The organism is Catellatospora sp. KI3 (assembly GCF_029948125.1).
GTDB lineage: Bacteria > Actinomycetota > Actinomycetes > Mycobacteriales > Micromonosporaceae > Catellatospora.
The window spans coordinates 1-25,230 of the sequence record NZ_JASAMB010000048.1; the positions used below are offsets into that span (position 1 = coordinate 1).

Genomic DNA, 25,230 nt, shown 5'->3' on the forward strand with positions numbered 1-25,230 from the left:
AGCCCTCTTTCCTGCACTTTCCCCGAAACTGCACCATGCCGCGAGGGCGAGGGGCAGAGTTCGCGCGCGGTTCGGTGCCAATTTACATTCATGAACTTCCATTGGTGGGGCGGGTCGCGGGACGATGGCGGCTGATCGCCAACCCGCTGCGGAGGTACCCCCATGACCCTCGCCCTGCGCACCCCGGCCCGCCTGTCCTGGCCGCTGCGCGCCGCCCTCGTCCTGGCCATGCTGCTCACCGCCCTGGTCGTCCCCGCGACCAGCGAGCCCGCCTCGGCCGCCGTCTACAGCTCGTGCACGATCTCCCGCTGCGCCGACGCGCGCACCGCCCGCTCCGGCTGGTCGGCCAAGGGCTTCCCGACCACCGCGGGCTGGTACTCGTGGAGCGGGGGCCTCTACAACTACACCGGCGGCCAGTTCTACAACCGCGAGGGCCAGCTCCCGTCGGGCGCCACCTACTACGAGTACGACGTGTACCCGCGCACCCGGGGCGCCGCCCGCGACGCGTACCGCATCGTCGTCAACCGCAGCACCGGCGTGACCTGGTTCTCGCCCAACCACTACACCGACTTCTACCGGCTCTGAGCCGAGGTCGCCGTGCCGACGCCCGCCCTGCCGCGCTGGCTGGACCTGCGTGCCGAGCCCGCGCCGACCGGCGACCGGACCGTCGACGGACAGGCCTGCCGTACCCGGGCGGGCCTGTTCGCCGAGTTCGCCCGCGCGCTGGACTTCCCGCCGCACTTCGGCCGCAACTGGGACGCCTTCGCCGACTGCCTGCGCGACGCGGTCCGGGCCGACCCGGTGGTGGCGGTCGGGCGGGCCGGGCACCTGCTGGCCGCCGAGCCGCACCACCTGCCCGTACTGCTGGACATCGGGTCGGTGCTCGCCGCGAGCGCCCCGGCCGTGACCCTGATCCTGTACGCGTCGCCGCCGCACGCTCCGCTGCTGGACCGGTTGTACGCGGCCGCGCCGAGCTGACGGACGTCCGGAAAAGATCCGCCACGCCTCCCTCCGAACCGGTGGCCGCGTCCGTCTAGTGAGGCGTGGGAGGACCAGGTGGGCGATGACTACTCGTTCGAGGCGTACGTGCGGGCGCGGCTGCCCGCCCTGACCAGGACCGCGTTCCTGCTCACGGGCGGCGACGCGCACGACGCCGAGGACCTCGTGCAGGCCGCGCTGGCCCGGGTGGTGGTCCGCTGGAAGTCGCTCGACGACCCCGACGCCTACGTGCGGCGCGCGCTGCACCACCAGTCGGTGTCGCGCTGGCGGCGGCTGCGGGCCCGGCCGCCGGAGCTGCTCACCGCCTCACCGCCCGAGCACGGCGCCAGCAGCGACCCCGACACCAGGCTGGTCGTGGCCGCCGCCCTGCACCGGCTCACCCCGCGCCAGCGGGCGGTACTGGTACTCCGCTTCTACGAGGACCGCACCGAGGCCCAGGCCGCCGAGATCATGGGCGTCGGCATCGGCACGGCCCTGTCGGCCGACGGCGATCGGGTCGCGCTGGCGTCGGGGTCCGGCGAGACGGCGGTATACCAGCGGGACCGGACGCTGCCGGACCTCGACGGGGTCGGTGATGCCACGCTGCTGTGGCGCGCCGCCCTGCCGCGCTCGCAAGTCTCCGGCTCGGGTGCCTTCACCCCGGAGGGGCGGCTGGCCGTGGTGACGTACGCCGAGGAGCAGTGCTGGTCGCTGCTGGGGCACGGACCGGTGTCCGCCGAGACGAGGCGTCGCTGCGCCGCCCGGGTGGAGCTGCTGGACGCCGCGACCGGGGAGCCCGTGCCTGGTTCGTTCCCCGTCGTTCCCGAGGCGCTGGGCATGGAGGTCGTCGGCTGGCACGGCGGCTCGGCGTACGCCGTCCGCCCCGGCCTGTACGGCCGCGAACGGGCCGACCTGATCCGGCTCGATCCCGGTGCCGCCGAACCGGTGGTCGTCCTGGACACCCCGCCGGGCACGTCGTCGCTGGCCGTCGCGACGGCCTATCTCGGGTCTAGCCGGGCGGCAGGCGCCGCCGACACCGGTTTCGACTGGTCGGCGGCGGGCTGGCACGCGCTCTGGTGGCTGGTGGTGGTCGGGGTCCCGCTCATCGTCCTGTCCACCCCGGTGGTGCTGGTCGTGGCCCTGGTCCGGCGGCTGCGCCGCCGCCGCGCTCGACGTCGTGCGCACCGAGATCACCTGGCACTGCTCGACGCCGCCGGAGCCTGAACGGTGGTCGGGCGGCGTCACGGGGCGCCGCCCGATCGGCACGTCACGGCGTGACGAGGACCTTCAGCGCCTCGCGGCGGTCCATGGCGCGGTACCCGTCGGGCACCTCGTCCAGGGTGACGGTGCTGTCGAAGACCTTGCCGGGGTCGGCGCTGCCGTCGAGGATCGCGGGCATCAGCTCCTCGATGTAGGCGCGCACCGGCGCCGGGCCGCCGTTGAGGGTGACGTTGCCGGCGAACAGGCTGGCCCAGCCGACAGGCGCCTCCTCGTACTGCGGCACGCCCACGCGGGCGACGATGCCCCCGGCCCGGACCACGCCCACAGCCTGGTCGTAGGCCTCCCGGTAGCCGACCGCCTCCAGCACCGCGTGCGCGCCGTCGCCGCCGGTCAGCTCCATGACGTGGGCGATGCCCTCGGCGCCGCGCTCGGCGACCACGTCGGTGGCGCCGAACTCGCGGCCCAGGTCGGTGCGGTTCTTGTGCCGGCCCATCAGGATGATCCGCTCGGCGCCGAGCTGGCGCGCCGACAGGACCGCGAGCAGGCCGACCGCGCCGTCGCCGATGACGGCGACCGTGGTGCGCGGGCTGACCGCGGCGCAGACGGCGGCGTGGTAGCCGGTGCCGTACACGTCGGCCAGGGTGAGCAGCGAGGGCAGCAGCGGCGAGTCCTCGGCCACCGGCAGCTGCACCAGGGTGCCGGAGGCCTGCGGGACCCGGGTGTACTCGGCCTGGGCGGTGTTGAAGAAGCCGCCGTGGCGGCACGAGGTCTGCACGCCCTCGTGGCAGAAGTCGCAGGTGTTGTCCTGGTACGCGAACGACGCCACCACCAGGTCGCCCTTGGCCAGTCCGGTCGTCTGCGCACCGAGCTCCTCCACCACGCCGAGGAACTCGTGCCCCATCGTCGTCGACCCGTCCTCGGCGGACCGGTGGTGGTACGGGTGCAGGTCGCTGCCGCAGACGCAGGTGCGTACGACGCGGACGACCGCGTCGGTCGGCTCCTGGAGGACGGGGTCGGGCACCTGCTCGACCCGGACGTCTCCGGCGCCGTACATCACCGTGGCTTTCATGAGCGCACTTCCGATCTCGTGGGGCCGCCTACCCGACCAGTATCTGGCGCCCGGCGGCCGCTATCAGCTCCTCGCGGCGCCCGGCCGGCATCCGTCCGGATATATCGCCCTGCCTGCGCGGATCGTCCGTTTCGGCGACCCGGCGACGGCGGATGGCGCGGACGGGAGATCAACCGCTAGGGTGGGCAGCGGAGCGCCGGGAAGTCTGGTCGGCACGGTATTCGCCGTCGACCGGAAGAGGTGTCTCCATCCATGCGCGCATCCGATCTGGCCGTTCCGTGGCCGACCGTCGAGCTGTCCACTCCGGCCCTGGCCGCCGCGCGCATGCTCGCCGACGCCGACCTGCCCGGACTCATCGTGGTGGACGCGTCCGGGGCGCCGTTCGCGGTGCTGCCCGGCACCCAGGTGCTGCGGCTGGCGGTGCCGAGCTACTGCCAGGAGGACCCGACGCTGGCCCACCTCGTCGACGAGGCCGCCGCCGACGTGTTCATGCGCGAGCTCGGCGACCTGTCGGTGCGCGAGTGCCTGCCCCCGCAGCCGCACGAGCTGCCGGTGGTCGACCCGTCGGCGACCGCGCTGGAACTGGCCGCGCTGATGGCCCGCACCCGCAGCCCGCTGGTGGCCGTGGTCGACCGCGGGCGGCTGCTCGGCGCGGTGACGCTGCACAATCTGCTGGACCGGGTGATGCCGGTATGACGGTCCAGGCGTGGCTGGCCGTGGCGGTGTTCGTCACGGCGTACGTGCTGATCGCGACCGAGTGGGTGCACCGGGTCGCCGCGGCGCTGGGCGGGGCGGTGGCGATGGCGCTGATCGGCGCCACCGACGCGCACACGGCGTTCTTCTCGCCCGAGTCCGGCGTGGACTGGAACGTCATCGTGCTGCTCATCGGCATGATGCTGATCGTCGGCGTGCTGCGCCGCACCGGCCTGTTCGAGTACCTGGCGATCTGGTCGGTGAAGCGGGCGCGCGGGCGGCCGTACCCGGTGCTGGTCCTGCTCGTGCTCATCACGGCGGTGGCGTCGGCCGGGCTGGACAACGTGACCACCGTGCTGCTGATCGCCCCGGTGACCCTGTTCGTCTGCGACCGGCTGGGGCTGCCCGCCGCCCCGTTCCTGATCGCCGAGGTGATGGCGTCCAACATCGGCGGCGCGGCGACGCTGATCGGGGACCCGCCCAACATCATCGTGGCGAGCAAGTCGGGGCTGGGCTTCAACGACTTCCTGTCGGTGATGGCGCCGATCGTCGCGATCATCCTGGTGGTGTTCCTGGCGCTGTGCCGGTGGCTGTTCCGCGCCGCGCTGCGCCCGAACGCGGAGAAGGCCGCGGCGGTGCTGGCGATGCGCGAGCGCGACGCGATCCGCAACCCGCGCCTGCTGGCGGTCAGCCTGGTGGTGCTGGCGGCGGTGCTGGCCGGGTTCGTGCTGCATCCCGTCCTGCACCTGGATCCGGCTATCGTAGCGATCGTGGGCGGGCTGGTGCTGCTCGCCGCCTCGCGCCTGGACCCCGACGAGGTGGCCAAGGACGTCGAGTGGCACACGCTGCTGTTCTTCGTCGGCCTGTTCGTCATGGTCGGCTCGTTGGTCGAGACCGGGGTCATCGACCGGCTGTCGCACGCGGCGACCGAGGCGACCGAGGGGCGGCTGTGGGGCACGACGATGCTGCTGCTGTGGGCGTCGGCGGGGCTGTCCGCGGTGATCGACAACATTCCGTACGTCGCGACGATGAGCCCGATCGTGGCCGACCTGGTGCACAGCGGCGGCGAGGGGCACCACGTGCTCTGGTGGGCGCTGCTGCTCGGCGCCGACCTGGGCGGCAACGCGACCGCGATCGGCGCCTCGGCCAACGTGGTGATGCTGGGCATCGCCGAGCGGGCCCACCGCCCGATCACGTTCTGGCAGTTCACCCGGTACGGCCTGATCGTCACCGCGATCACGGTGGCCGTCTGCGTGCCGTACCTCTACTGGCGTTTCTTCTGACGGGGGAGGGCCGCTCCCTCCGCACGCGGGGGAGCGGCCCTTGTAGATCACCAGCCGACGGCGATCAGCAGGTACTGCGGGTTGCCGTGGGAGATGAACGAGGACTGCTCGGTGACGTCGTCGTACGGGAAGCCGTACGCGAGCCTGTTGATGGCGTGGTCGTGCCAGAACTTGGCGTAGTAGTTGGCCGGGGCGGCCTGGTAGAAGTTGCTCACGGTGCTCCACTGCGACTGCGGCAGGTGCGCCACGTGCCGGTTGAGCGCCGCGCACATGTTCGGGTTGCCCGCCAGGACGCCCGCGCAGCCGGTGATGTCGGAGGTGGTCGCGGTGACCCCGACCGACGCCGCGTAGCTGCTCAGGTAGTTGGCGTACTGGCCGCCGGTGCGGAACGCGGCGTCGCTGCCCGGCGTGATGATCCGGTACGGCGCCTGCACCGTGGCCAGGTGGTCGAACTCGGCCGGGACCTCGTTGATGAACTTCTGGAAGGTCACCGCCCGGTCCTCGGCGAACGTGGCGTAGTCCTCGCCCACGGCCGCGTCGTAGCCGTCCTTGGCGTGCAGCCGCATCGCCAGCTTCAGCCCGAAGGCGTCGACCCGGGTGGTGTTGCCGTTGAACACCGACGGCCCGACCGTGAACTCGATGAAGTCGTAGTACAGGCTGTTGGGGGAGCCGAGGTAGAAGTACATCCGGCCCGCGGTGTTGACGGGCATGTCGAAGTACGGCTGCTCGGCGATGGAGTGGGCGGTGCCGTTGTAGCTCCAGAAGACCTGGCTGTCGGGGTACCTGCCGTTGGTCCGGTTGAGGATCTTCAGCATGACCACGTTCTGCGCGGCCGGGATGCTGCTGGTGTCGCCCCAGAAGTTGTTCGGGTCGGTGGGCGAGGGCGAGGTGCTCGGCTGCGGGCTCGGGCTGGGGCTGCTCGCCCCGGCGCCCAGGCGCACCGCGAACTCGAACAGCGAGTAGCCGTAGGCGGTGTTGCGCACGGTGCCGTTCATCCGTACGTAGCGGCCGTTGCCGTTGACGTCGAGGGTCTGGGTGCCGCCGGTGCCGGTGGTGGTCGAGTAGACGTTCGTCCACGGGCCGGTCGCCGCGTTGGAGACCTGCAGCTGGAACGACTTGGCCGAGGCCGCCTCCCAGGTGAGCACGACCTGGCAGATCGGCTGGGCGGTGCCCAGGTCGACCTGGATCCACTGCGGGTCGGCGAACAGGCTGGACCAGCGGGTGCCGGTGTTGCCGTCGAAGGCCGCCGACGCCGCGAACGTGGCGTTCTCGGCCGAGGAGGCGGTGGCGGGCCGGCCCTGTGCGGCGTTGGCGGTGGTGCAGCCGCCGCCGCTGGGGAAGGTGCCGAACACCTGGAACTCCCACAGCGAGTAGCCGTAGGCGGTGTTGCGGACGGTGCCGTTGACGCGGACGTAGCGGCCGCTCCCGCTGACGGTCAGCGTCTGGATGCCGCCCGCGCCGGTGGTGGTGCTGTAGACGTTCGTCCAGGGGCCGGTCGCCGAGCCCGCGACCTGGATCTGGAACGATTTTGCCGAGGCGGCCTCCCAGTTGAGGACCACCTGGCTGATGGTCGCGGCGGCGCCGAGGTCGACCTGGATCCACTGCGGGTCGGCGAAGGCGCTGGACCAGCGGGTGCCGGTGTTGCCGTCCACCGCGGCCGAGGCCGGGGAGGCGGCGTTCTCGGTGGACGAGGCGGTGGCGGGCTTGCCCTGCGAGATGAGCGGGTCGGCGGCGCGGGCGCTGCCGGTGGCCAGGGCGAAGATGTACGCGGCCAGCAGCACCGTGGTCGCGGCGAGCACCGCGAGCAGGTACGCCGGCCGTCGCCGGGCGGATGGTCGGAGAGCGGTGGGCATGGAGGTCTCCCTGTCGTGCGGGACGGTGCGGCACGGCCGGCCGGGAGGCCGCGTCGCGGCGGGCGCGGAATGATCTAGCAGAGAGCGCTCTCTGGCAAGATTCGACCCGTCGTGCACGTCTGTCAATACGATCCGCGTGCCACAGTTCGCGCGGTCGCTCGTCACTCGACGGTCGCGTCGGGACGTGCGTGCGACCTGGCCAGGGTATTTGTTGCCGCGGACAGCATTGTCGCCGGCAAATCCGCGGGACACGTTTCGGCAACGAAGATGATCGATATATGGCAATGGCGTGGATAGGGCAGGATGGGTGGTATGCCAGTCGTTCAGGCCGTCGCGGTCGTGCCTGTCACCCCGGACGTCGCGTTCGCCGTCTCGCAGACGACCGGGGCGGTCCGCTACCGCTGGGATCCGTTCGTACGGGAGCAGCACCTGCTCGACGGAGCCGCCCGTCCGGCCAAGGGCGTGCGCACGTTCACCCGCTCCCGGCACGGACTGACCATGGTCAGCGAGTACGTCTCGTACAACCCGCCCACCAACGTCGGCATGCACATGGTGCGCGGCCCCTGGTTCTTCGAGATGATGGGCGGCGGCTGGCGGTTCGCCCCAGCCGAGCAGCCCGGCCACACCGTCGCCACGTGGCGCTACAACTTCCGCACCCGGCCGGCGCTGCTGCGCCCGATCGCCGACCGCATCGGGGTGTGGCTGCTGGGCCGCGACATCCGCCGCCGCATCGAGGGCTTCGCCCGCGGCTGCCAGGACCCGGCGGTGCTGGCCGCCGTCGGTACGCCCGCCAACCCGTGATCTTGGTGCAAGATCGGCATTGGAGGTCGGATCGCGGGCCGTTGGCCGACACTTCGCCCGGAAACGGCGATCTCGTGGCGGATGTGTTCAGGTTTGTGGTTGTCGGGCCGGTGCGGGTGGAAGCCGCAGGGCTGGTCAGTCGTCGTCTCGGGGCAGGGCGGCCACCAAGGCTCCGGCGAGTTCGGCCAGGCGGTCGTAGCCCTGGGCCGGCAGCCGGTCGTCGCGGCGCAGGTCCTGCAGGCGGTCGATGAAGTCCTGGGCCTGCTCGCGACCCTCGCCCTTGCGCAGCCGCTTGTCGAGATCGGACAGCTTCTTGCGCAGGTCGCGCACCGCGCGGTCGTCGAGCGCACCCGAGTCGGCCAGCCGGTCCACCTCCTGCGCCAGCGACCGCAGCAGCGCGTCGGGGCGACTGGCCGCCACCGGCGAGGCTGCCACCGGCGAGGCTGCGCCCGAGGTGGCCCCGGCGAACGGCACGCCCGCCCGCTGCCCGGCCGTCTGCAGCAGGAGCAGCCCCAGCATCACCGCGGTCACCGCTGTGACCAGCCCGCACGCCACCAGTACGGGGCGCAGCCAGCGGTTGCCGCCCCGGGGCCCCGGCACCGCTGCGGGCAGGTCCAGGGCGGTCGGCGGGCCGGGGACCGGCACCCGGGCCCGTCCCGCGGGCGGCTGGGCGGTCATCACCTGGGTGGTGGCGGGCGCCGCGACCACGTGCGCCGGGCCGGACGCGGCGGTGCGCAGCCGGTCCAGTTCGGCGGCGACGTCGTGCGCGCTGGCCGGCCGGTCGGCGGGGTCGGGTGCGGTCAGGCGGGAGATCAGGTCGGCCACGGCGGGCGGTGCCGGGTCGGGTGGGACGACGACGAGCCCGGGGGCGGCGCCGGTGACCATCGCGTACAGGACGCAGCCGAGGCCGTACAGGTCGGTGCGGGCGTCGACGGGGCCGCCCCGGGTCTGCTCGGGCGCGATGTAGCCGGGGGTGCCGGCGGCCAGGGCAGGGTAGGCGTCCTGTTCCCAGGCGGCGATGCCGAAGTCGCACACCTTCAGCGCACCCGACTCCGCCAGCAGCAGGTTGCCGGGCGTGATGTCGCGGTGCACCGCCCCGAGGGCGTGCGCGGCGGCCAGGGCGGCGCAGGTCTGGGCGGCCAGATCGAGGGCCTGGGCGACCGGCAGCGGGCCGTCGTCCAGCAGGCGCGCCACCGAAGGGCCGTCGACGAGCTCCATCACGACGTACGCGCGGTCGCGGTCGACGGAGACGTCGTACACGGCGACGATGGCGGGGTGGGCCAGGGCGGCGATGGTCTGCGCCTCGCGCCAGAACCGCTGCCGCATGTCGGGGTCCTGCAGCATGGCGGCGCCGAGCGCCTTGATCGCGACCGGTCGCCGCAGGCGCAGGTCCAAGCCGCGCCAGACGGTGGCCATACCGCCCTGGCCGATCTGCTCCAGCAGTTCGTAGCGCTGGTCGAGCACTGTGGTCATGCGCCTTCCCTCCCCATCCACGGTCGCCTACCCAAGGGACGGCCGCCCGCCACGAAAACGCCGCGATCTGTGGAAAACGGCACATTCGTGTGACGCTTTCGCCGTCCGCGGCGCTTGTGCCAGCGCACCTGCGCTGAGTGGCGGTAAACGGTTTGCGCCGCTCAGCCCGGGTCGGATAGGAAGCCTGCATGCTGAGAGGCAGTAAGGTCGGGCTCAGGGCCCGGCGCGAAGAGGACATGCCGATCCTGCACGCCGAGCTCTTCGACGACGTGGCCGGCTCCGCGCGGGCCGAGGGCAGTCCGTGGCGGCCGATCACGCCCGGCTCGAAGGATCCGCGGCTCGTGCCCGACGACCTGGCGCCGGGGCGCGTCCCGTTCTCCGTGGTCGAGCTGGGCAGCGGCGCCCTGGTCGGCATGGCGGCGCTGTGGGGCATCGACACCCACCACCGGCTCGCGCACATCGGGATGGGATTGCTGCCCGCCGCCCGGGGCAAGGGGTACGGCACGGACGTGGTCGGGGTGCTGTGCCACTACGGGTTCGTGGTGCGCGGCCTGCACCGGCTGCAGATCGACACGCTGGCCGACAACACCGCGATGCTGCGCTCGGCCGAGCGCAACGGCTTCGTCCGCGAGGGCGTGCTGCGCGCGTCGGCGTGGGTGATGGGCGAGTGGCTGGACGAGGTGATGCTGGGGCTGCTCGTGGAGGAATGGCAGCCGCATTCGCGGCCGTGATCGCCTATTGACGCTGGCCTATCCAGTGGACGGATGTCGAGGAACCTTCCACTGGATAGGCCAGCGTCGATTAAAGGCGCCGGAGGCGGTCAGCCCTTGACGCAGATGATCTGCTTGAGCCGCGCCTCGACGGTGACCAGGTCCGACTGCTGCGCCATGACCTGGTCGATGTCCTTGTACGCGGCCGGGATCTCGTCCACCACCCCGCCGTCCTTGCGGCACTCCACGCCCTTGGTCTGCTCGACCAGGTCGCGGGCGTTGAACTGGCGCCGCGCCTGCATGCGGCTCATCCTGCGACCGGCGCCGTGCGAGGCCGACCGCAGCGCCGCGTCGGAGCCGAGCCCGCGCACGATGAACGAGGACGCGCCCATCGAGCCGGGGATGATGCCCAGCTCGCCGGAGCCCGCCCGGATCGCGCCCTTGCGGGTGACCAGCACCTCGGTGCCGCCGTGCACCTCCTCGGCCACGTAGTTGTGGTGGCAGGAGATCTCCGGCTCGAAGCTCACCTTGCGTACGTGCTTGGCGATCACGCCGCGCAGCAGCGCCATCATCACCGCGCGGTTGCGCCTGGCGTAGTCCTGGGCCCAGAACAGGTCGCGCCGGTAGGCGTCCATGGTCGGCTCGCCGGTGACGAAGACGGCCAGGTCCGGGTCGGGCAGGTCGGCGTTGTGCGGCAGGTCCTTGGCCTTGGCGATGTGGTACTGCGCCAGGTCGTTGCCGATGCTGCGGGAGCCGGAGTGCAGCATCAGCCACACCCGGTTCTCGGTGTCCAGGCACACCTCGATGAAGTGGTTGCCGCCGCCGAGCGTGCCGAGCTGCTGCATGACGCGGCCCTTGCGGTGCAGCACGTGCTGGGCGGTCAGGTCGTCGAAGCCGGTCCAGAACTGGTGCCAGCCGCGCAGGCCGGTGTCGAGGTGGTTCACGTCGACGGAGTGCTTGTGGGCGCCCTGCCCGACCGGGATCGCCTTCTCGATGTCGGCGCGCAGCTTCGACAGGTCGTCGGGCAGCTGGTCGGCGCGCAGCGAGGTGAGCTGGGCGGTCATGCCGCAGCCGATGTCGACGCCGACCGCGGCGGGCGACACCGCGCCGCGCATGGCGATGACCGAGCCGACGGTCGCGCCGATGCCGACGTGGACGTCGGGCATCACGGCCACGGCGTGCGTCCACCTCAGGTCGGCGACGTTGCGCAGCTGGGTGAGCGCGCGCTCGTCGATGGTGGCCGGGTCGGCCCACAGCCGCAGCGGCGCGCTGGTATCGGTGATCGTCTCGAAAGGCATGGTCTCCCCCGTCGGTCGTGCCGAGGTGGAAGTGTGCTCGATCGCCACCCCGGGCGCGACCCGATATTCATCGCCCCGCTCACCTGCGTGGAAAGGAACTGGGCCCGCTTGTGAACAACGTGCTACGTTTGGTTCTCGCCCGCGCGGTGCGGAGGCACCGTCGGCAGTTTTCGGCGAGGGGTGCCCGGATGCGCGAAGAGCCCCGGCCCCGGAAGACCGCGTCATGAGGACCGGCGCCGCCGCAGGCCACCACGGCTTCTACCACGAGACCGCCTTCTACCAGTCGGACGAGCAGTTCCTCGAACTGGTGGTGCCGTTCCTGGCCGACGGCCTGGCGGCGGGGGAGCCGGTCATCGTGGCGTTCGCCGATCATCGCCAGGAGCTGGTCCGCGCCGCCCTGGGCACCGCCCGCGACCTGCTGTACGTCGACGGCGACCAGCAGTACGCCAAGCCCGCTCCGGCGATCCGCCGCTACGGCGAGCTGTTCGACGAGCGGGTCGCCGCGGGGGCGCGGCAGATCCGGGTGGCCGGGGACGTGCCGCATCCCGGCGTCGGGGTGCCGTGGGAGTGGTGGGCCCGCTACGAGGCGGTGGTCAACCGGGCCTACGACGCCTGGCCGGTGTGGGGGCTGTGCCCGTACGACACCCGGGTCACCCCGCCGGGGGTGCTCGACCACGTGCTGCGCACCCACCCGCATGTGGCCACCGCCGACGGGCCGCGCGCCAACGGCGCGTACGAGCAGCCCGAGGAGTTCCTGCGGCGCCAGCCGGCGGTGTGGCGCGACCCGATCGAGGTCGAAGCGCCGCATGCCGCGCTGGCCGACCCGACGCTGGCCGAGACCAGGGCGGCCGTCGTGAAGCTGGCGGCGCGGACCGACCTGTCCGCCGACGACGTCGACGCGATGCTGCTGGCCTCCTCGGAGGCGGTCACCAACGCGATGGTCCACGGCAGCGGGCGGGTGGGCGTCCAGCTGTGGGCCGCCCCGCGGCGGCTGGTGGTGACGGTGAGCGACGACGGGTACGGGCCGCAGGACCCGTGCGTCGGGCTCGTGCCGACCGGAGCCGACGTCGGCGGGCTGGGGCTGTGGCTGGCGTACCAGGTGTGCAGCTACGTGTCGCAGGAGCGCGAAGGCGGCCGGTTCACGCTGCGGCTGGTCGTCGGCGAGCTGCCCGGCTGAGGCCGGTCACGCCGAGGTGTTGCGGTTGCCCGGGCGCAGCGTACGCCGCTGCCAGCGCCGGGGACGCCACAGGCGGGGCACGCGCAGGGTACGCCGGCGTACCCGCCTGACACCGGTGCGCAGCACCCGTACCCCCGCCTCGACCGCGCGGCGGCCACCCCGCGGCGGTGCGGCGCCGCCCGGCCCGGTCCGCCACCGCGAACCGACGAACATCCCGATCACCGCCGCGATCGCCACCACCACCAGCGCCAGCCCTGCCGCCACCTCGCGCCTGCCCTCCGCGTCGCGTACGCCCTCGCCATGCCAACGACGAACATCGCTTCACGGCGCGCACTCCGTTCCGTCGCGGCATCCGGGCAGGTCAGCGCGGTCGGCTCCGAGTCGGCGGAAAACCGCCGCCGTGGCCGGAGGCCAATGCGCGACAGGGACACGGTCCGGCGTGCTACAAAGGCCAGCGTGACTGCCGCCGTGCCCCCGCTCCGTCACGAACTCCGCGTGGCCGGGGACACCGTGACCGCCCTGCTCGCCGGAGAGATCGACTTCGCCTCCGCGCCCGAACTGCAGGAGTGGCTGTCGGCGGAGATCACCGCGCACCCCGGCCGCCAGGTGCTGGTCGATCTGGGCGGGGTCGGCTTCATCGACTCCTCGGCGATCCACGTGTTCGTACGGGTGCGCAAGCTGGCCGACACGGTCGGCAGCAGGATGCGGCTGGTCAACACCGACGGCATGGTCCAGCGGGTGCTCCAGGTCGCCGGGGTCTACGCCCACCTGTGCGGCGACCCGAACGCGAGCTGAACCGGTCGGCTGCGGCGGGCGGGGTTTGCGGGCGGCGGGGGTGGGTATCCGGTCGCCGGTAACACCCCCGACACCCACGACCGCTGCCACTGGGCAGGAGGCGAAACGATGATTCTGCTGGGATTGCTGCTGGTCCTCGGCCTGGGCGGGCTCGCCCTCGCGGCCTTCCTCAACAACGACGGCCTGTTCACCGCCCCGGCGGGGACGGTCGAGCTGTTCGGCTACCACGCTGATCCGACCGTCGGTCAGGTGTTCGTGGTCGGAGCCGCGGCCGGGGCGCTGGTCCTGGTCGGGCTGATGATGATGTTCGGCGGGGCGGGCCGGCGGGCCCGGCGCCGCATGGCCGCCCGCCGGGAGCTGCAGTCGCAGCGCGCGGAGATGCGCGACCTGCAGCGCCGCCACGACGACATCCAGTCGGAGCTGGCCGCCAAGCGCACGGTCGAGGCTGACCGGGCCGCCGCCGAGGCCGAGCTGGCCGAGGAGGAGCGGGTCGCCGTCCGCTGACCGGGTGGCGTACGTCAGCGCACGGGCGGGCCCGCCGGGTCCGCCCGTGCCGTGTCGTCAGATGCGGCGGACGTTGGGGCCGGGCTGGCGTACCGACTGGATGGTGGCGTCGCTCTTGACGTCGGCGCCGACCACGTTCGCGATCGCGTTCTGCACGTTGACGCCCAGCGCCTCGACGGCCTTGGCGACCTGCTCCCAGGCCTTGAGCACCTCCGCCTCGTTGACGCGGTAGCCCTTGTTCTCGCCGCCGTCGCCCTTCTCGACCACCTTGCCGAGCTTGTCCATGCTCCACGGCGGTCCGGCCGACAGCGACTGGATCAGGCGGCCGATGTCGCGGTGCAGGTCGGCGAGGTCCTTGCCCGCTTCCGCGATCTCCTTGCCCGCCCGCACCGCACCGGCGGTGTCGACGTAGATCTTGCGCTCGTCAGCCACTGTGCTCCTCCGCGGCCTGCTCGGCGGCCGCGTCGGCGCGGCGCAGCAGCGACCCGAAGTCGCCGGTGCGCACGAACTCGGCCGCGCCGGTGTCCGGCGGCATGAACTCGCCGAGCAGCTGCTGCAGCTGCTCGGCCGCCTGGGCCGCCGCGGTCTGCGTCAGCCCGGTGATCACCGTACCCAGCTCGCGGGCGGGGTAGCGGCGGTAGGCGTCGTCGTGGATGACCAGCTCCACCAGCTGGCCCTGCGGGCCGACCTTCACCTGGACCAGGCGGTCGCGGGTCGCGGCGGTGCCGTGCAGCTCCTTCATCCGCGCCTGCAGGGTGCCCAGGCCGCCGCGCAGCCTGGTGTAGCGGTCGTACACCTCGTCGAAGCGGGCCATGAGGTCGTCGTTGGCGTGCCGGTCAGCGAAACGCACCGCTCAGATTCCTTCCAGTCCGATCAGTTCCAGCGTGCCGTCCTCGCGCACCCGCCGGGGCGCCTGCCCCAGCGTCAGCGCGGTGACGGCGACGTCGAAACCCTCGCCGTAGCACCACTCGCCGCCCTGGTCGGCGGCGAAGAAGCGGCCCGTCTGGTCGACGGCGAACACCGCGCCGCCGTCATCGTGTCCGATCGGGAACACCGCCCGGCCGAGCCGGTGGCCCAGATCCGCCAGCACCGTGCCGACCCCGGTCAACCCCGGATGCCCCACCTGGTACGGAGTGATCCACTCCTTGACGCCGCGGCCGCGCACCGGCACCGCCAGCGAGGGCCCGAACTCGGCGAACACCTGCCGGGCGGCGGCCAGCGGGGCCAGCCCGGTCTGCTCGGCGATCTGGTCGACCACGGCCTCGGCCAGGTCCAGCCGCTGCGCGGCGTCGGGGAAGGCGCCCCAGCCGCCGCCGTGCAGCGCCGCCGACACCAGGCCCGGGAACCGGGTGCCCGCCAGCTCCAGGCGCGGATCGGGGGTGAGCGGGTCGGTCAGCCGCAGCAGGTCCGACTCCAGCAGTCCGAACTCGACCCAGGCGCGCAGGCACCCGGCGCACGGCGTGGCCAGGTCCGACTCGTCGACCGCACCGTCGCGCACCTGCCGCAGCCGCACCCGCGCCCCGGCCAGGCCGAGGCGCGCCTGCTCGAAGGTCAGGCCGGGCAGGCCCGCCGCGCCGCGCCCGGCGTCGGTGCGCAGCAGCCAGTCGGACAGGACGATGAGTTCGGCGTGCCGGTCCTGGCCGCGTACGGCCATTCCGGCGGGCTGCGCCGCCAGCCAGGCCGCGACGAGCCGGTGGTGGGACGGGGCGCGGTCGACCTTGCTGCCGACCGCCGCGTGCACCGCGCCGTCGGCCGTCTGCAGCACGACACTGCTGGTGAACGCGTTGTCCCGGCCGCTCGCGCGGCCCAGGCGCGCCACCGCGTCCACGGCCCGGCGCGCGGCGGGGGAGTCCTGCCGCCGCCACTGCTCGTGCGCCTGCTCGGCGCCGATCGAGCCGAACACGGCCTCCGCGCCGGACGCGCGCTCGTAGAGGGTCTTCGCGCCGCTGCCCGGCACCGGCGGCTGGCCGTCGGCCGGAGTGGTCCAGACGACGAACGCGTCCGGGAACTCCTGCACCCAGCCGCGCCACGGGCGGCCCGCCGGGTCGCTGTACGACCGGGCCAGTCCCGCCGCGACCAGTTCCGCGTCCCGCCGGCTGAACACACTCACCGCGCGAATCTACCGCGAAGACCCTTCCCCCGCCGCACTCCGCACCTCGCGCAGCCCACGCCCAGGCGGGGAGGCGGGGTGGCGGGCTTTGCGGTAGCTTGCAGGTTCGGGTCGGGGTGCTGGTGTCCGGTGAGGAGGGAGGACGATGTCCTTTCTGCCGTCGCCGATCCCGAACCCGTTGGAGCTGCTGCACGTGCCGAGCGAGGTGCGGCCGCTGCTGGAGTGGGTCATCGGCGCCGACTGGCCCGACGGCAACGAGAAGACCATCTGGGACCTGGCGGACGAGTGGTTCCGGGCCGCGGACCTGGCCGACGCGCCGCTGCGCGACGCCGCCGCGCAGGTGACCAGCGCCGTCTACGCCACCGGCGGCACCCAGACGCAGCTCGGCGAGGCGATCAAGCTGAGCTGGGACAAGCTCGGCGCCACCGACGAGGCCGCGCTGCCGCAGCTCATAATGGTCCTCGACGTGATGGGGCAGGTGGTCCAGGCCGCCGGGCAGGACATCCAGGCCGCGAAGATCGAGTTCTACATCGAGCTGGTCCTGTTCGTCATCGAGGTCATCGCCCTGATCGTGGCGGCGTTCTGCACCTTCGGCGCCGCGTCGGCGGGCATCCCGGCGGTGCAGGTCGCGACCCAGCTGACGATCAAGGAGATCCTCAAGAAGCTGCTGAAGAAGCTGGCCGAGAAGGGCATGAAGGAGCTCACCAAGGCCGCGCTCAAGAAGATGGTCAAAGAGGGTGCCAAGGAGGCCCTGGAGGAGCTGGTCACCGAGACCGCCATCCAGGGGGCGCAGATCGCCGACGGCCACCGCGACGGCCTCGACGTCATGCAGATCGGCATGTCGGGGGTGGCCGGTTTCGCGGGCGGTTTCGCCGCGGCGGGCGTCGGCCTGTCCCTCGGCCCCGGCCAGGGCTTCGCCCGTACGCTGCGCAACGACATCGCCGGTGAGGTGGCTGGAGACGTCGCGGGCAACCTCGCCACCGGGAACGTGCCCGGCTGGGACGACGTCGGCATGGCAGCCGCCTCCGGTGGCCGCTCCAGCGTGCTCGGGCAGGGCACCAACCACCTCGACGGGCTGACCGACAGCATCAACACCCAGGTCCAGAATCTGAACAATCTGGTCAACGGCGCCAACCAGCCGCTGTCGGTGGACGTGAGCACCGCGAGCCCGGTCTCCACCACCACGTCAGCTGGCAATCCGGTCACGACGACGAGCACCGGCACCGGCGGCGACCAGGGCTCCGGCGGCCATACGAACACCGGCGGCTACAGCGATCCCAGTTTCGGCCCGTCGCTGAGCGGCACCGCCGCGCCGCCCGCCGTCAGCGTCGACGCCACCGCCGCCGGAGTGCGGGTCGACACCACCTCCGTCGCCAACGCGACCCCGCCGTCACAGCAGGTCGCCCAGCAGGCCGCGCTGCAGCAGAACGCGGCCGCGCAGCAGGCGGCGGCCCAGCAGGCGGCAGGCGGGCAGGCCGCAGGCGGCCCCGGCCTGAGCCAGGCGTCGACCGGCCAGCAGTCCGCCGCCCCCGCGCCCGGGACCAGCGGCGCCCAGTCCGGCCAGCCCACCGGTGCCCGCCCGACCTCACTGGCCGGACCGGCCGTGAGCACCACAGGCGGCCTCGCCGCGAGCACAGGCTCCAGCCCGACCGGCCTCGCCTCCACCTCCATGGGTTCGAATGTCAGCACCGGTGCGAACGTCAGCACGACCCCAGGCACCGGTGTCGGCACCAGCACGAACACGGGTACGAACGCCAGCACCAGCACGAACACGACCCCCAGCGCCAGCACGAACACGAATTCCAGCACCAGCACCAGCACGAACCCCAGCACCAGCACGAATACCGGGACGAGCACGAACGCCAGCACGAACGCCAACGTCAGCACCGGTGGTTCGGGGACGAGCGTCCAATCGGGTGGCAGCTCGCCGAACGTCCCCGGGCAGCCGGGCGGAGCCGCACCGAGCAGTGGGTCCACCGCGACGCCGAGCCCCGCGCCTGGAACGCCGGGCGGCCCGGCCACCTCACCCGCGCAGGGTGGTCCGGCGGCCGGTGACGCTCGCCCGCAGGGCGCCGCTCCTGGCCAGGGCACGGGTCCGCAGGCTCCGGGCGGCGGACCGAGCCGGGATGGACAGGCGGCGGCCGATACCTCGGCGGCGGACTCGTCGACGTCTGGCCAGCTGTCCGATCACGACGCGGCCCGGCTCCAGCGTGCGGCGAAGATCACGGCGGCGATGCAGTGGGTGGCCACGCACCGCGATGCGCTCAGCCCGCACCACCTCGGCGGGCAGCTGGTCGACCTGGCCCGGGTGCGGGTCCGCGCCGAGACCTCCGTGCAGTCCCTGTACGCCGACCGGCGCACCGGCGACGACGCGGACATCGGCGACGACGTACGCCGGAGCCGCCAGATCCTCAGCGACGCGCTGCAGGCCGCCAACGATCGCACCACCCCGGCGCCGGGTGGCCTCGACCCGGCGGCGCAGCCCACCGGCGGCCCGCCGCCCGCGGTCGAGGACAGCCGCAACTACGGCGACCCCGACGGCCATACCATGCCGACCGCCGCTCAGCAGCGCGACCTTGAGGCGTCGCTGCCCCGCAACGCCGACGGCTCGTTCGCCGCGCACACCGACCCGGAGACCGGCTGGGCCGGCACGTTCGACCCGGTGCCGCCCAGCGCCGACCCGACCCGGGCCACGGCCTGCGTCGACCGGGCGCTGTCGTTCGCCTCGACGTACGCGGGCCTGCCGCGGGTGGCCGCGGGTCGCACGCCCACCACCGACGGCAGCGTCCCGCCGCCGCAGCCGGACGGGCACGTGCGGGTGCAGGACTTCATGGGCGGGCAGTTCCAGCAGCTGGCCACGGGGCTGTCCGACAGCGACCCGCAGCACGCCGCGGACGCCCTGACCGCCGGGTTCGACCGGCTGGAGCAGCAGCTGCTCCAGAACGGTCCGGGCGCGCAGGCGATCGTCTGCTTCTCCCGCCCGGACGGCACCGCCCACGTCGTCAACGTCATCAACCACGACGGCGAGATCCGCTACTACGACGGCGGCACCCGGATGGGCCGCCCGCCGTTCACCAGCGGCGTGGTGCAGATGGACGGCGTGGTCGTCGACCCGGACCTGCGGGCCACCCCGATCCCGGACGCCCCGCCCGGCCACTGGGCCGCCGACCTCGCCGCGGCCGGTACGCCCGCGCCGGCGGCCCCGGGCACGACCGACCAGACGCCCGACTCCGCCGACGACGTGCCGCGCTTCGACGCGGGCGAGCTCAGCGGGACCGGCCGCTTCGACCCGACCCGGCGGCGCGAGCTCAGGCGGGGCACCGACGGCTTCGACCACTTCCCCGGCGACCGGGTCGGCACCCGCCGCACCAGCCTCGGGCAGCTGCAGAACATCGGCGGCGGCTTCACGTACGACGACAACAAGCTGCCGCCGGAGGATCTGGCCGGTGCGGTGCTGCCCGCGCCGCGTCCGGTGGCCGTCGACCCGGCCACCCCGGAGGGCGCGGCGATCGTCGCCGAGGCCGGGGTGAACCGGCAGATCCAGGCCGACCGCCGGGCGACCTGGGACACCATGGTGACGCCGCTGCTGCCCGCGATCACGGCGGCCGGGTTCGACGTCACCCGCAGCACCTTCGGCGGCGACAACCAGAACACCCAGAACTTCCGCGACACGATGGAAGGCGTGCTGTCCGACGTCGAGTTCGCGCAGCTCATCACGGCGATGGCGCAGTACCGTGCGCAGGGCGTCGACCTGGTGCGCTCCAGCGAGCGACTGGGCCTGCTGGCGGGCGACTACCTGACCGAGCACGTGTTCACCGGCAGCACGCTGGTGACCGGGGGTGTGGACGAGCAGGGGCGGCCGGACAACTTCGACCGGATCCTGGTCGAGGCGAACGACGCGGGCATCGTCATCCTCGAGGAGAAGGGCGTCGGCTCCAGCCTCGGCACGCGGTGGGTGGAGAACCCGGAGGACCCCGACGGCGAGCTGATCAACAGCGAGCAGACCTCGCCGGAGTACGTCCACGGCGTGCTCGAGATCGACTACAAACTCGCCGAGGCGCTGGCCGCCGACCCGGAGCTGGCCGAGCGGATGCAGCGGCTCGCCGCCGATGGCAAGATCCGCTGCATCGTGGTGCGGGGCAAGGACGACGGCACGATCACGATCCAGGAGGCGGTCCTCGACCCGGACCGGCTGCGGGCCGACACGATACGCTTGGCCGGCTACCAGGGACAGGAGCAGCAGTGACGACCGTGCAGCCGATCGCCTCACCCGTCGTGCGCGACGTGCTGACGGCGGTGCGGGACTGGCGCTGGAGCTGGTCGGCCGATGAGCTGCCCGCGCTGCTGGCGCACCTGCACTGGAGCGTCGCGGTGCAGATCCCCGACGGGGCGGTCCTGGCGGAGCCGCAGTGGGGCGTGCCGGGCCTGCGCAACACCATCGCGGTCGCCCGCGGCAGCGTGCAGTACGTCGACATCAAACTCAGCACCCGCGCGCCGGAGCGCTCCGAGCAGACCCTGGCCGACCTCAACGACGCGTTCGTGCAGGTCGTCGCCGACGCCACCGCCGTGCTGGGCCCGGCCGACGAGTCCCTGCCCGGCGCCGCTCCCGCGCAGCGCTGGCGGCTGCCCAACGGCGTGCTGACCATCACCCGCAGCTCCTGGACGGTGTCGGGCAACTGGGCCGAGCCGCAGTTCGCCGTCTCCGACCCGACGGCGGCGCTGGCGTGACCGGCTGGGACGACTTCGCCGCGCGCCTGCGTCAGGACCTGGCCGCGCTGGCGGCCGGGGACACGGTGCTGCTGCGGCACGGCCACCGGATCGTGCAGTTCCAGCAGCTGCCCCGCCTGCTGCGGGCCGAGGTGGTCGGCAACGTGTTCCTGCCTGCCGACGAGCAGCTGGACCAGGCCCAGCAGGCGTCGCTGGCGGCCTGGGGCTGGCAGCCCCCGCAGGAGCAGCTGGAGCCGAACTGGTGGTGCGACCTGCCCTGGCCCGCCCCCTCGGCACAGTACGACGCCCTGACCGCCCGTCTGGTCGCCGCGCTGCGCGACGGCATCGGCGTGACCGAGCCGTCCCAGCTGACGATCGAGGCCTGGCACGACGGCCCCACCGAGCCGCTGCCACTGCGACTCGCCATCGCCGGCTGAGCCGCCGTCCCGGTACCGGTCAGTGAGGCTGGATCCCGTGTTCGAGTTCGTGCCGGTGCGCCTCGATGGTGCGGTAGACGAACACGGAGATCAGGACGCTGAAGGCCGCGCCGAACAGCGCCAGCACCGGTCCGATCGAGGCGGTCAGCCAGGGGCCGACGATGCCGAGCACGGTGACGAGCCCGAGCAGCACCAGCGCGAGCAGACGCAGCCCGGGTGCGGGCTTGGTGGCGCGCGCCAGCAGCCAGATCGCCAGCGACGCGGCGGCGGTCGCGACGGTGCGCGCCAGGGTGACCTCGTTCAGCAGCTGCGTCCTGGACACGGCGTTGAGCAGCAGCGCCTGGCCGCTGGTCAGCCCGCCGAGGATGGCGACCAGCTTGAGCTTGTTGCGCGGCGAGCTCAGCCAGCGCGGGCGATCGGGCGCGTGGTCGTGGGGCTGCTCGGTCATGGGTTCCTCGTCTGTCGCAGAAAGGTGCGAGCGGGAGGCTACCGCAGTGCAGGCGCGCCCGGGTGCCCGTCGGGGCAGGGGGCGGTCGGGGGCCGCGCCGACCGCGGCGGCCCCCGACCGGGTGCTCAGGACACGTCGCGGGTACGCGTCAGGATGGTGCCGATGAGGCCGGTGACGAGGGCCCAGGCGAGCAGCACCAGCGCGCCCACCCAGTAGTGCGGCTGCCCCGGCACGTCGGTGCCGCTGGTCATCAGGGTCGACGCCAGGGACGGCATGGCCCACTGGATGTTGTCGATCCAGTCCCAGTGCAGCAGGTTGTGCAGCACGCTGACGATGATCGACACGGCGAAGGTGCCGACCGTGTAGACGACCATCGCGCTGATGGTGGCGCCGATCTGGCTGCGGATGAGCACGCCGATGCCGATGCCGATCAGCGCCCACAGCGCGTACGCCAGGCCGTTGAGCAGGATCGCCCGGATGACCGCCCCGTCGCCCAGGGCCGGGGTGATGCCCTCGGCGTTGAGGTACACGACCGTGGCCGGGATGGTGATCGCGGTGGTCACCAGCCACAGCACGATGCCGAACAGGCCGCCGACGGCGGCCTTGGCCAGGACCACCGTGCTGCGGTGCGGGGTGGCCAGGAACGTCGTGGTCGCGGTCTGGTGGTAGAACTCGTTGGTCACCGTGATGATGCCGATGAGCATCACGAACATCATCCCGAAGTACTGGCCTGAGGTGACCATGTACGAGGTGAGCGCGACGGGTGCGGTCATCGCCGACAGCTGCGCGGCGACCTCGGGGTCTCCGCCCGAGGTCATCTCGCTCGGCGAGTCCATCACGAAGTGCATCTGGAACGCGTTCAGCGCGAAGGCCACCAGGAGCAGGCCCAGCGCGCCGATGGAGAACAGCCACCACACGTTGGTGGTGCGGATCTTCAGGAACTCGCTGCGGATGAGCCTCACCGGATTCCCTCCTTGCCCGCCGTGAGGTCGAGGAAGACCCGCTCCAGGTCGGGGCGTTCAGTGACCAGTTCGTGCAGGGCCACCCCGGCCCGCAGCGCGGCGTCGCCGACCTGCTCGGCGGTGACGCCGGTCAGCACCAGGGCTCCGTCCTCGCCGGGGGTGGCGGTGACGCCGTCGAGGGCGCCGAGCAGGGTGTCGGGGTGCGGCGTGCGTACGCGCACCGTACCCACGCTGCCTGCCTGGCCGATCACCTGCTCGACGGTCCCCTGGGCGATCAGCCTGCCGGCGGCGATGATGACGATGTCGTCGGCCAGCAGCTCCATCTCCGACAGCAGGTGGCTGGAGACCAGCACGGTGCGCCCCTCGCCCGCGAGCTTCTGCAGCAGGTCGCGCATCCAGCGGATGCCCTCGGGGTCCAGGCCGTTGGCCGGTTCGTCCAGGATGAGCACCTTCGGGTCGCCGACCATGGCGGCGGCGATGCCCAGGCGCTGCTTCATACCCAGCGAATAGCCTTTGAACTTGCGCTTGGCCGCCGAGGCCAGGCCGACCAGTTCGAGCGCCTCGTCGGCGCGCGAGTCCGGCAGACCGGCCGAGGCGCAGACGACGCGCAGGTGGTTGCGGCCGGTGCGGCCCTTGTGCGCGCTGGACGCCTCGAGCACGGCGCCCACGGCGCGCAGCGGGTCGGCCAGGTCGGCGTAGCGTACGCCGCCGATCGTCGCCGTGCCCGCGGTGGGCGCGACCAGGTTCAGCAGCATACGCAGAGTAGTTGTCTTGCCCGCGCCGTTAGGCCCGAGGAAGCCGGTCACGCGACCGGGTTTGACGGTGAAAGAGAGTCCGTCAACCGCTTTGACCTGCTTGTAGTGCTTGGTCAAGCCGGAGACGACGATCTCACCGTCGGTGATCTCATTGCCCATCGGGCCAGTGTGCTGGTGCCCGTCAACTCCGCCATCGGGGATTTCCCTGATAAAGGGGTCGACGTTCGAAACATTCTCGAAAAGTCGGGACTACGTCTTCGCAACAGAGCTAGCGTGCGTGCACTCGACGCCGCTCCACTCTCGACTTCCGGAGATGTGATGTCCCGTTCCCTCACCGGCCGCGTACTGAGCGCGGCCCTGGCGGTCGCCACGACCGCCGCACTGACGCTGCTCGCCGCGCCGTCCGCGCAGGCGGCGGTCAGCGGGCGCAACCTGCCCGCCAACGGCAAGATCCGTATGTTCATGGGCCAGGACTCCAGCACCCTGGCCGACTACAAGCGCGACGTGCTCGACCCGAACGCCTCGGTGCCCCGGCCCGGCGGCGTCACGCTGTACACGAACCTGCTGCTCGGCGGTTCGCCCGGACCGCTGGCCGGCTTCTACGGCCCGGTCGACTACGGCTCGGGCACGGTCGACTTCCCGGCGACGCTCAGCCAGTACCCGGGTGCCGCGCTGGCGGTGGGCCTGTACCTGTCCGACGCCACCAGCGGCTGCGGCAACCAGCCGCTGCGCGCCATCATGGGCCGCAACGACGCCGACGTGACCGCCGGCAACCCGAACCTGATCACGTCGTACCGGGCCAAGGTCGACGAGATGGTGAACTGGCTCAAGGGCACCGGCCGCGAGGTGTTCCTGCGCATCGGCTACGAGTACGACGGCCCGTGGAACTGCTACAACGCCGACTTCTACAAGGCCGCGTTCCAGTACATCAAGGGACGGATCGACGCCCTCGGCGCGACGAAGGTCGCCACCGTGTGGCAGTCGGCCGCGTGGCCGATCAACGAGAGCCCGAACAACCCCGAGTACAACTACATCGTCACCGCCGCCAACCACTTCGACGTGTGGTACCCGGGTGACGCGTACGTCGACTGGGTGGCCATGTCGGCCTTCTACGGCGCGACGTACAACCAGGTGCAGTGGAGTTGCAAGGCCCCGTCGACCTCGCCGCGGGCGCTGCAGGACCGGGTGCTGTCGTTCGCCCGCTCGCACAGCAAGCCGGTCATGATCGCCGAGGCGTCGCCGCAGGGCTTCACCACCGGCGCCAAGACCTCCAGCTGCATCTTCGCCAAGAACCCGCAGCCGACCACCGGCGACAGCATCTGGAACATCTGGTACGCCGACTTCTTCGGCTACATCGCCGCGAACGCCGACGTGATCCGGGCCGTCGCCTACATCAACACCAACTGGGACGCCCAGACGCAGTGGCAGTGCAACGGCGCCCCGGCGGGCCAGCCGGGCTGCGCCAACGGCTACTGGGGCGACTCGCGGGTGCAGGCCGACGCGACGATCAAGAGCCGCTTCATCGCCGAGATCGGCAACGGCCGCTGGGTCAACGGCTCCGGCACGGTCAACCCGGAGCGCACCATCCGCGGTGTCGGATCCAACCGGTGCCTGGACGTGTCGGGTGGGCGTACCGCCGACGGCACCAAGGTGCAGCTGTGGGACTGCCTCGGCAACCCGGCGCAGAAGTGGCGCGTGGAGTCCAACGGGTCGCTTGTGAACCCGAACTCGGGCAAGTGCCTGGACGCGGCGGGCGGGTCCACCACCAACGGCGCGATCGTGCAGCTGTGGACGTGCCTGGGCAACGGCGCGCAGAAGTGGACGGTCAACGCCAACGGCAACATCGTGAACCCGGCGTCGGGCAAGTGCCTGGACGCCGACGGCTGGGGCACCGCCAACGGCACCCAGATGATCCTCTGGACCTGCGGCAGCCCGGTCCAGTCCAACCAGAACTGG

General features: G+C 72.4%; 25 protein-coding genes. 14 read left to right on the forward strand and 11 right to left on the reverse strand.

Translation table 11 applies throughout. The features are described from left to right. Window positions 1-162 precede the first annotated feature (162 nt). The 3 genes from QEZ54_RS35625 to QEZ54_RS35635 all read left to right on the forward strand — a co-directional run bounded on the left by QEZ54_RS35625 (window position 163) and on the right by QEZ54_RS35635 (window position 2,202). On the forward strand, window positions 163-585 hold the full coding sequence (locus QEZ54_RS35625; RefSeq protein WP_281309199.1) for a ribonuclease domain-containing protein: 423 nt from the start codon (window positions 163-165) through the stop codon (window positions 583-585). A gap of 12 nt (window positions 586-597) precedes the next feature. Continuing rightward, window positions 598-978: a barstar family protein gene (locus QEZ54_RS35630; RefSeq protein WP_281309200.1), complete on the forward strand. Its 381-nt coding sequence runs from the start codon at window positions 598-600 to the stop codon at window positions 976-978. A gap of 78 nt (window positions 979-1,056) precedes the next feature. After that, the gene (locus tag QEZ54_RS35635) at window positions 1,057-2,202 is read left to right on the forward strand and encodes a SigE family RNA polymerase sigma factor (RefSeq protein ID WP_281309201.1); all 1,146 of its coding nucleotides are present in this window, start codon (window positions 1,057-1,059) and stop codon (window positions 2,200-2,202) included. Window positions 2,203-2,245: 43 nt separating this feature from the next. Here the strand turns inward: QEZ54_RS35635 and QEZ54_RS35640 are convergent, their stop codons facing one another. Beyond that, window positions 2,246-3,268 carry an alcohol dehydrogenase catalytic domain-containing protein gene (locus QEZ54_RS35640; RefSeq protein ID WP_281309202.1) on the reverse strand — a complete coding sequence of 341 codons (1,023 nt, stop codon included), beginning with the start codon at window positions 3,266-3,268 and terminating at the stop codon, window positions 2,246-2,248. Between the two features lie 252 nt (window positions 3,269-3,520). On the opposite strand from QEZ54_RS35640, the gene QEZ54_RS35645 reads away from it, so the two are divergent. After that, window positions 3,521-3,964 carry a CBS domain-containing protein gene (locus QEZ54_RS35645; protein WP_281309203.1) on the forward strand — a complete coding sequence of 148 codons (444 nt, stop codon included), beginning with the start codon at window positions 3,521-3,523 and terminating at the stop codon, window positions 3,962-3,964. After that, the gene (locus tag QEZ54_RS35650; protein ID WP_281309204.1) at window positions 3,961-5,244 is read left to right on the forward strand and encodes an ArsB/NhaD family transporter; all 1,284 of its coding nucleotides are present in this window, start codon (window positions 3,961-3,963) and stop codon (window positions 5,242-5,244) included. The genes QEZ54_RS35645 and QEZ54_RS35650 overlap by 4 nt, the downstream gene beginning before the upstream one ends. A 47-nt stretch (window positions 5,245-5,291) precedes the next feature. Here QEZ54_RS35650 and QEZ54_RS35655 read toward each other — a convergent pair whose 3' ends face one another. Continuing rightward, window positions 5,292-7,097 (reverse strand): discoidin domain-containing protein, encoded by a 1,806-nt coding sequence (locus QEZ54_RS35655; protein WP_281309205.1) that lies wholly within the window; start codon window positions 7,095-7,097, stop codon window positions 5,292-5,294. Between the two features lie 312 nt (window positions 7,098-7,409). On the opposite strand from QEZ54_RS35655, the gene QEZ54_RS35660 reads away from it, so the two are divergent. Next, complete coding sequence (locus QEZ54_RS35660; protein WP_281309206.1) at window positions 7,410-7,898, forward strand: SRPBCC family protein; 489 nt, start codon at window positions 7,410-7,412, stop codon at window positions 7,896-7,898. A gap of 135 nt (window positions 7,899-8,033) precedes the next feature. Here the strand turns inward: QEZ54_RS35660 and QEZ54_RS35665 are convergent, their stop codons facing one another. Then, entirely contained in the window at window positions 8,034-9,371 is a 1,338-nt protein-coding gene (locus QEZ54_RS35665) for a serine/threonine-protein kinase (RefSeq protein ID WP_281309207.1), read from the reverse strand. A 188-nt stretch (window positions 9,372-9,559) separates the two neighbouring features. On the opposite strand from QEZ54_RS35665, the gene QEZ54_RS35670 reads away from it, so the two are divergent. Further along, the gene (locus QEZ54_RS35670) at window positions 9,560-10,102 is read left to right on the forward strand and encodes a GNAT family protein (RefSeq protein WP_281309208.1); all 543 of its coding nucleotides are present in this window, start codon (window positions 9,560-9,562) and stop codon (window positions 10,100-10,102) included. Between the two features lie 89 nt (window positions 10,103-10,191). On the opposite strand, the gene QEZ54_RS35675 is transcribed toward QEZ54_RS35670, so the two are convergent. Then, the gene (locus tag QEZ54_RS35675; RefSeq protein ID WP_281309209.1) at window positions 10,192-11,379 is read right to left on the reverse strand and encodes an RtcB family protein; all 1,188 of its coding nucleotides are present in this window, start codon (window positions 11,377-11,379) and stop codon (window positions 10,192-10,194) included. A 223-nt stretch (window positions 11,380-11,602) separates the two neighbouring features. Here QEZ54_RS35675 and QEZ54_RS35680 point away from each other — a divergent pair, with 223 nt between their 5' ends. Continuing rightward, the gene (locus tag QEZ54_RS35680) at window positions 11,603-12,556 is read left to right on the forward strand and encodes a sensor histidine kinase (protein ID WP_281309210.1); all 954 of its coding nucleotides are present in this window, start codon (window positions 11,603-11,605) and stop codon (window positions 12,554-12,556) included. Between the two features lie 6 nt (window positions 12,557-12,562). Here the strand turns inward: QEZ54_RS35680 and QEZ54_RS35685 are convergent, their stop codons facing one another. Next, the gene (locus QEZ54_RS35685) at window positions 12,563-12,820 is read right to left on the reverse strand and encodes a hypothetical protein (RefSeq protein ID WP_281309211.1); all 258 of its coding nucleotides are present in this window, start codon (window positions 12,818-12,820) and stop codon (window positions 12,563-12,565) included. A 150-nt stretch (window positions 12,821-12,970) separates the two neighbouring features. On the opposite strand from QEZ54_RS35685, the gene QEZ54_RS35690 reads away from it, so the two are divergent. Continuing rightward, window positions 12,971-13,351, forward strand: a complete 381-nt coding sequence (locus tag QEZ54_RS35690; RefSeq protein WP_281309223.1) for an STAS domain-containing protein — start codon at window positions 12,971-12,973, stop codon at window positions 13,349-13,351. Window positions 13,352-13,459: 108 nt separating this feature from the next. Continuing rightward, window positions 13,460-13,855 carry a hypothetical protein gene (locus tag QEZ54_RS35695; protein ID WP_281309212.1) on the forward strand — a complete coding sequence of 132 codons (396 nt, stop codon included), beginning with the start codon at window positions 13,460-13,462 and terminating at the stop codon, window positions 13,853-13,855. A 57-nt stretch (window positions 13,856-13,912) separates the two neighbouring features. Here QEZ54_RS35695 and QEZ54_RS35700 read toward each other — a convergent pair whose 3' ends face one another. Genes QEZ54_RS35700 through QEZ54_RS35710 form a run of 3 tightly spaced genes read right to left on the reverse strand, consistent with a single transcriptional unit; the run spans window position 13,913 to window position 15,965 of the window. Then, window positions 13,913-14,287 carry a hypothetical protein gene (locus QEZ54_RS35700; RefSeq protein WP_281309213.1) on the reverse strand — a complete coding sequence of 125 codons (375 nt, stop codon included), beginning with the start codon at window positions 14,285-14,287 and terminating at the stop codon, window positions 13,913-13,915. Then, window positions 14,280-14,705 (reverse strand): YbaB/EbfC family nucleoid-associated protein, encoded by a 426-nt coding sequence (locus tag QEZ54_RS35705; protein WP_281309214.1) that lies wholly within the window; start codon window positions 14,703-14,705, stop codon window positions 14,280-14,282. The genes QEZ54_RS35700 and QEZ54_RS35705 overlap by 8 nt, the downstream gene beginning before the upstream one ends. Before the next feature lie 3 nt (window positions 14,706-14,708). Further along, window positions 14,709-15,965: an SUKH-3 domain-containing protein gene (locus QEZ54_RS35710; protein WP_281309215.1), complete on the reverse strand. Its 1,257-nt coding sequence runs from the start codon at window positions 15,963-15,965 to the stop codon at window positions 14,709-14,711. A gap of 145 nt (window positions 15,966-16,110) precedes the next feature. Here QEZ54_RS35710 and QEZ54_RS35715 point away from each other — a divergent pair, with 145 nt between their 5' ends. Genes QEZ54_RS35715 through QEZ54_RS35725 form a run of 3 tightly spaced genes read left to right on the forward strand, consistent with a single transcriptional unit; the run spans window position 16,111 to window position 21,109 of the window. Further along, complete coding sequence (locus QEZ54_RS35715) at window positions 16,111-20,211, forward strand: toxin glutamine deamidase domain-containing protein (protein WP_281309216.1); 4,101 nt, start codon at window positions 16,111-16,113, stop codon at window positions 20,209-20,211. Next, entirely contained in the window at window positions 20,208-20,693 is a 486-nt protein-coding gene (locus QEZ54_RS35720; protein WP_281309217.1) for a DUF6301 family protein, read from the forward strand. Before QEZ54_RS35715 ends, QEZ54_RS35720 begins: the two co-directional genes overlap by 4 nt. Beyond that, complete coding sequence (locus tag QEZ54_RS35725) at window positions 20,690-21,109, forward strand: hypothetical protein (protein WP_281309218.1); 420 nt, start codon at window positions 20,690-20,692, stop codon at window positions 21,107-21,109. The genes QEZ54_RS35720 and QEZ54_RS35725 overlap by 4 nt, the downstream gene beginning before the upstream one ends. 19 nt (window positions 21,110-21,128) lie before the next feature. Here the strand turns inward: QEZ54_RS35725 and QEZ54_RS35730 are convergent, their stop codons facing one another. The 3 genes from QEZ54_RS35730 to QEZ54_RS35740 all read right to left on the reverse strand — a co-directional run bounded on the left by QEZ54_RS35730 (window position 21,129) and on the right by QEZ54_RS35740 (window position 23,433). Then, on the reverse strand, window positions 21,129-21,557 hold the full coding sequence (locus tag QEZ54_RS35730; RefSeq protein WP_281309219.1) for a hypothetical protein: 429 nt from the start codon (window positions 21,555-21,557) through the stop codon (window positions 21,129-21,131). A 125-nt stretch (window positions 21,558-21,682) separates the two neighbouring features. Next, a complete protein-coding gene (locus QEZ54_RS35735; RefSeq protein WP_281309220.1) occupies window positions 21,683-22,519 on the reverse strand; it encodes an ABC transporter permease subunit in 837 nt (278 codons plus the stop codon). Further along, window positions 22,516-23,433, reverse strand: coding sequence for an ABC transporter ATP-binding protein (locus tag QEZ54_RS35740; protein ID WP_281309221.1), 918 nt, complete (start codon window positions 23,431-23,433; stop codon window positions 22,516-22,518). The genes QEZ54_RS35735 and QEZ54_RS35740 overlap by 4 nt, the downstream gene beginning before the upstream one ends. Before the next feature lie 159 nt (window positions 23,434-23,592). Between QEZ54_RS35740 and QEZ54_RS35745 the strand changes: the two genes are divergently transcribed. Continuing rightward, window positions 23,593-25,230, forward strand: a 1,638-nt coding sequence (locus QEZ54_RS35745) for a ricin-type beta-trefoil lectin domain protein (RefSeq protein WP_281309222.1), incomplete at its 3' end; no start/stop codon positions are given.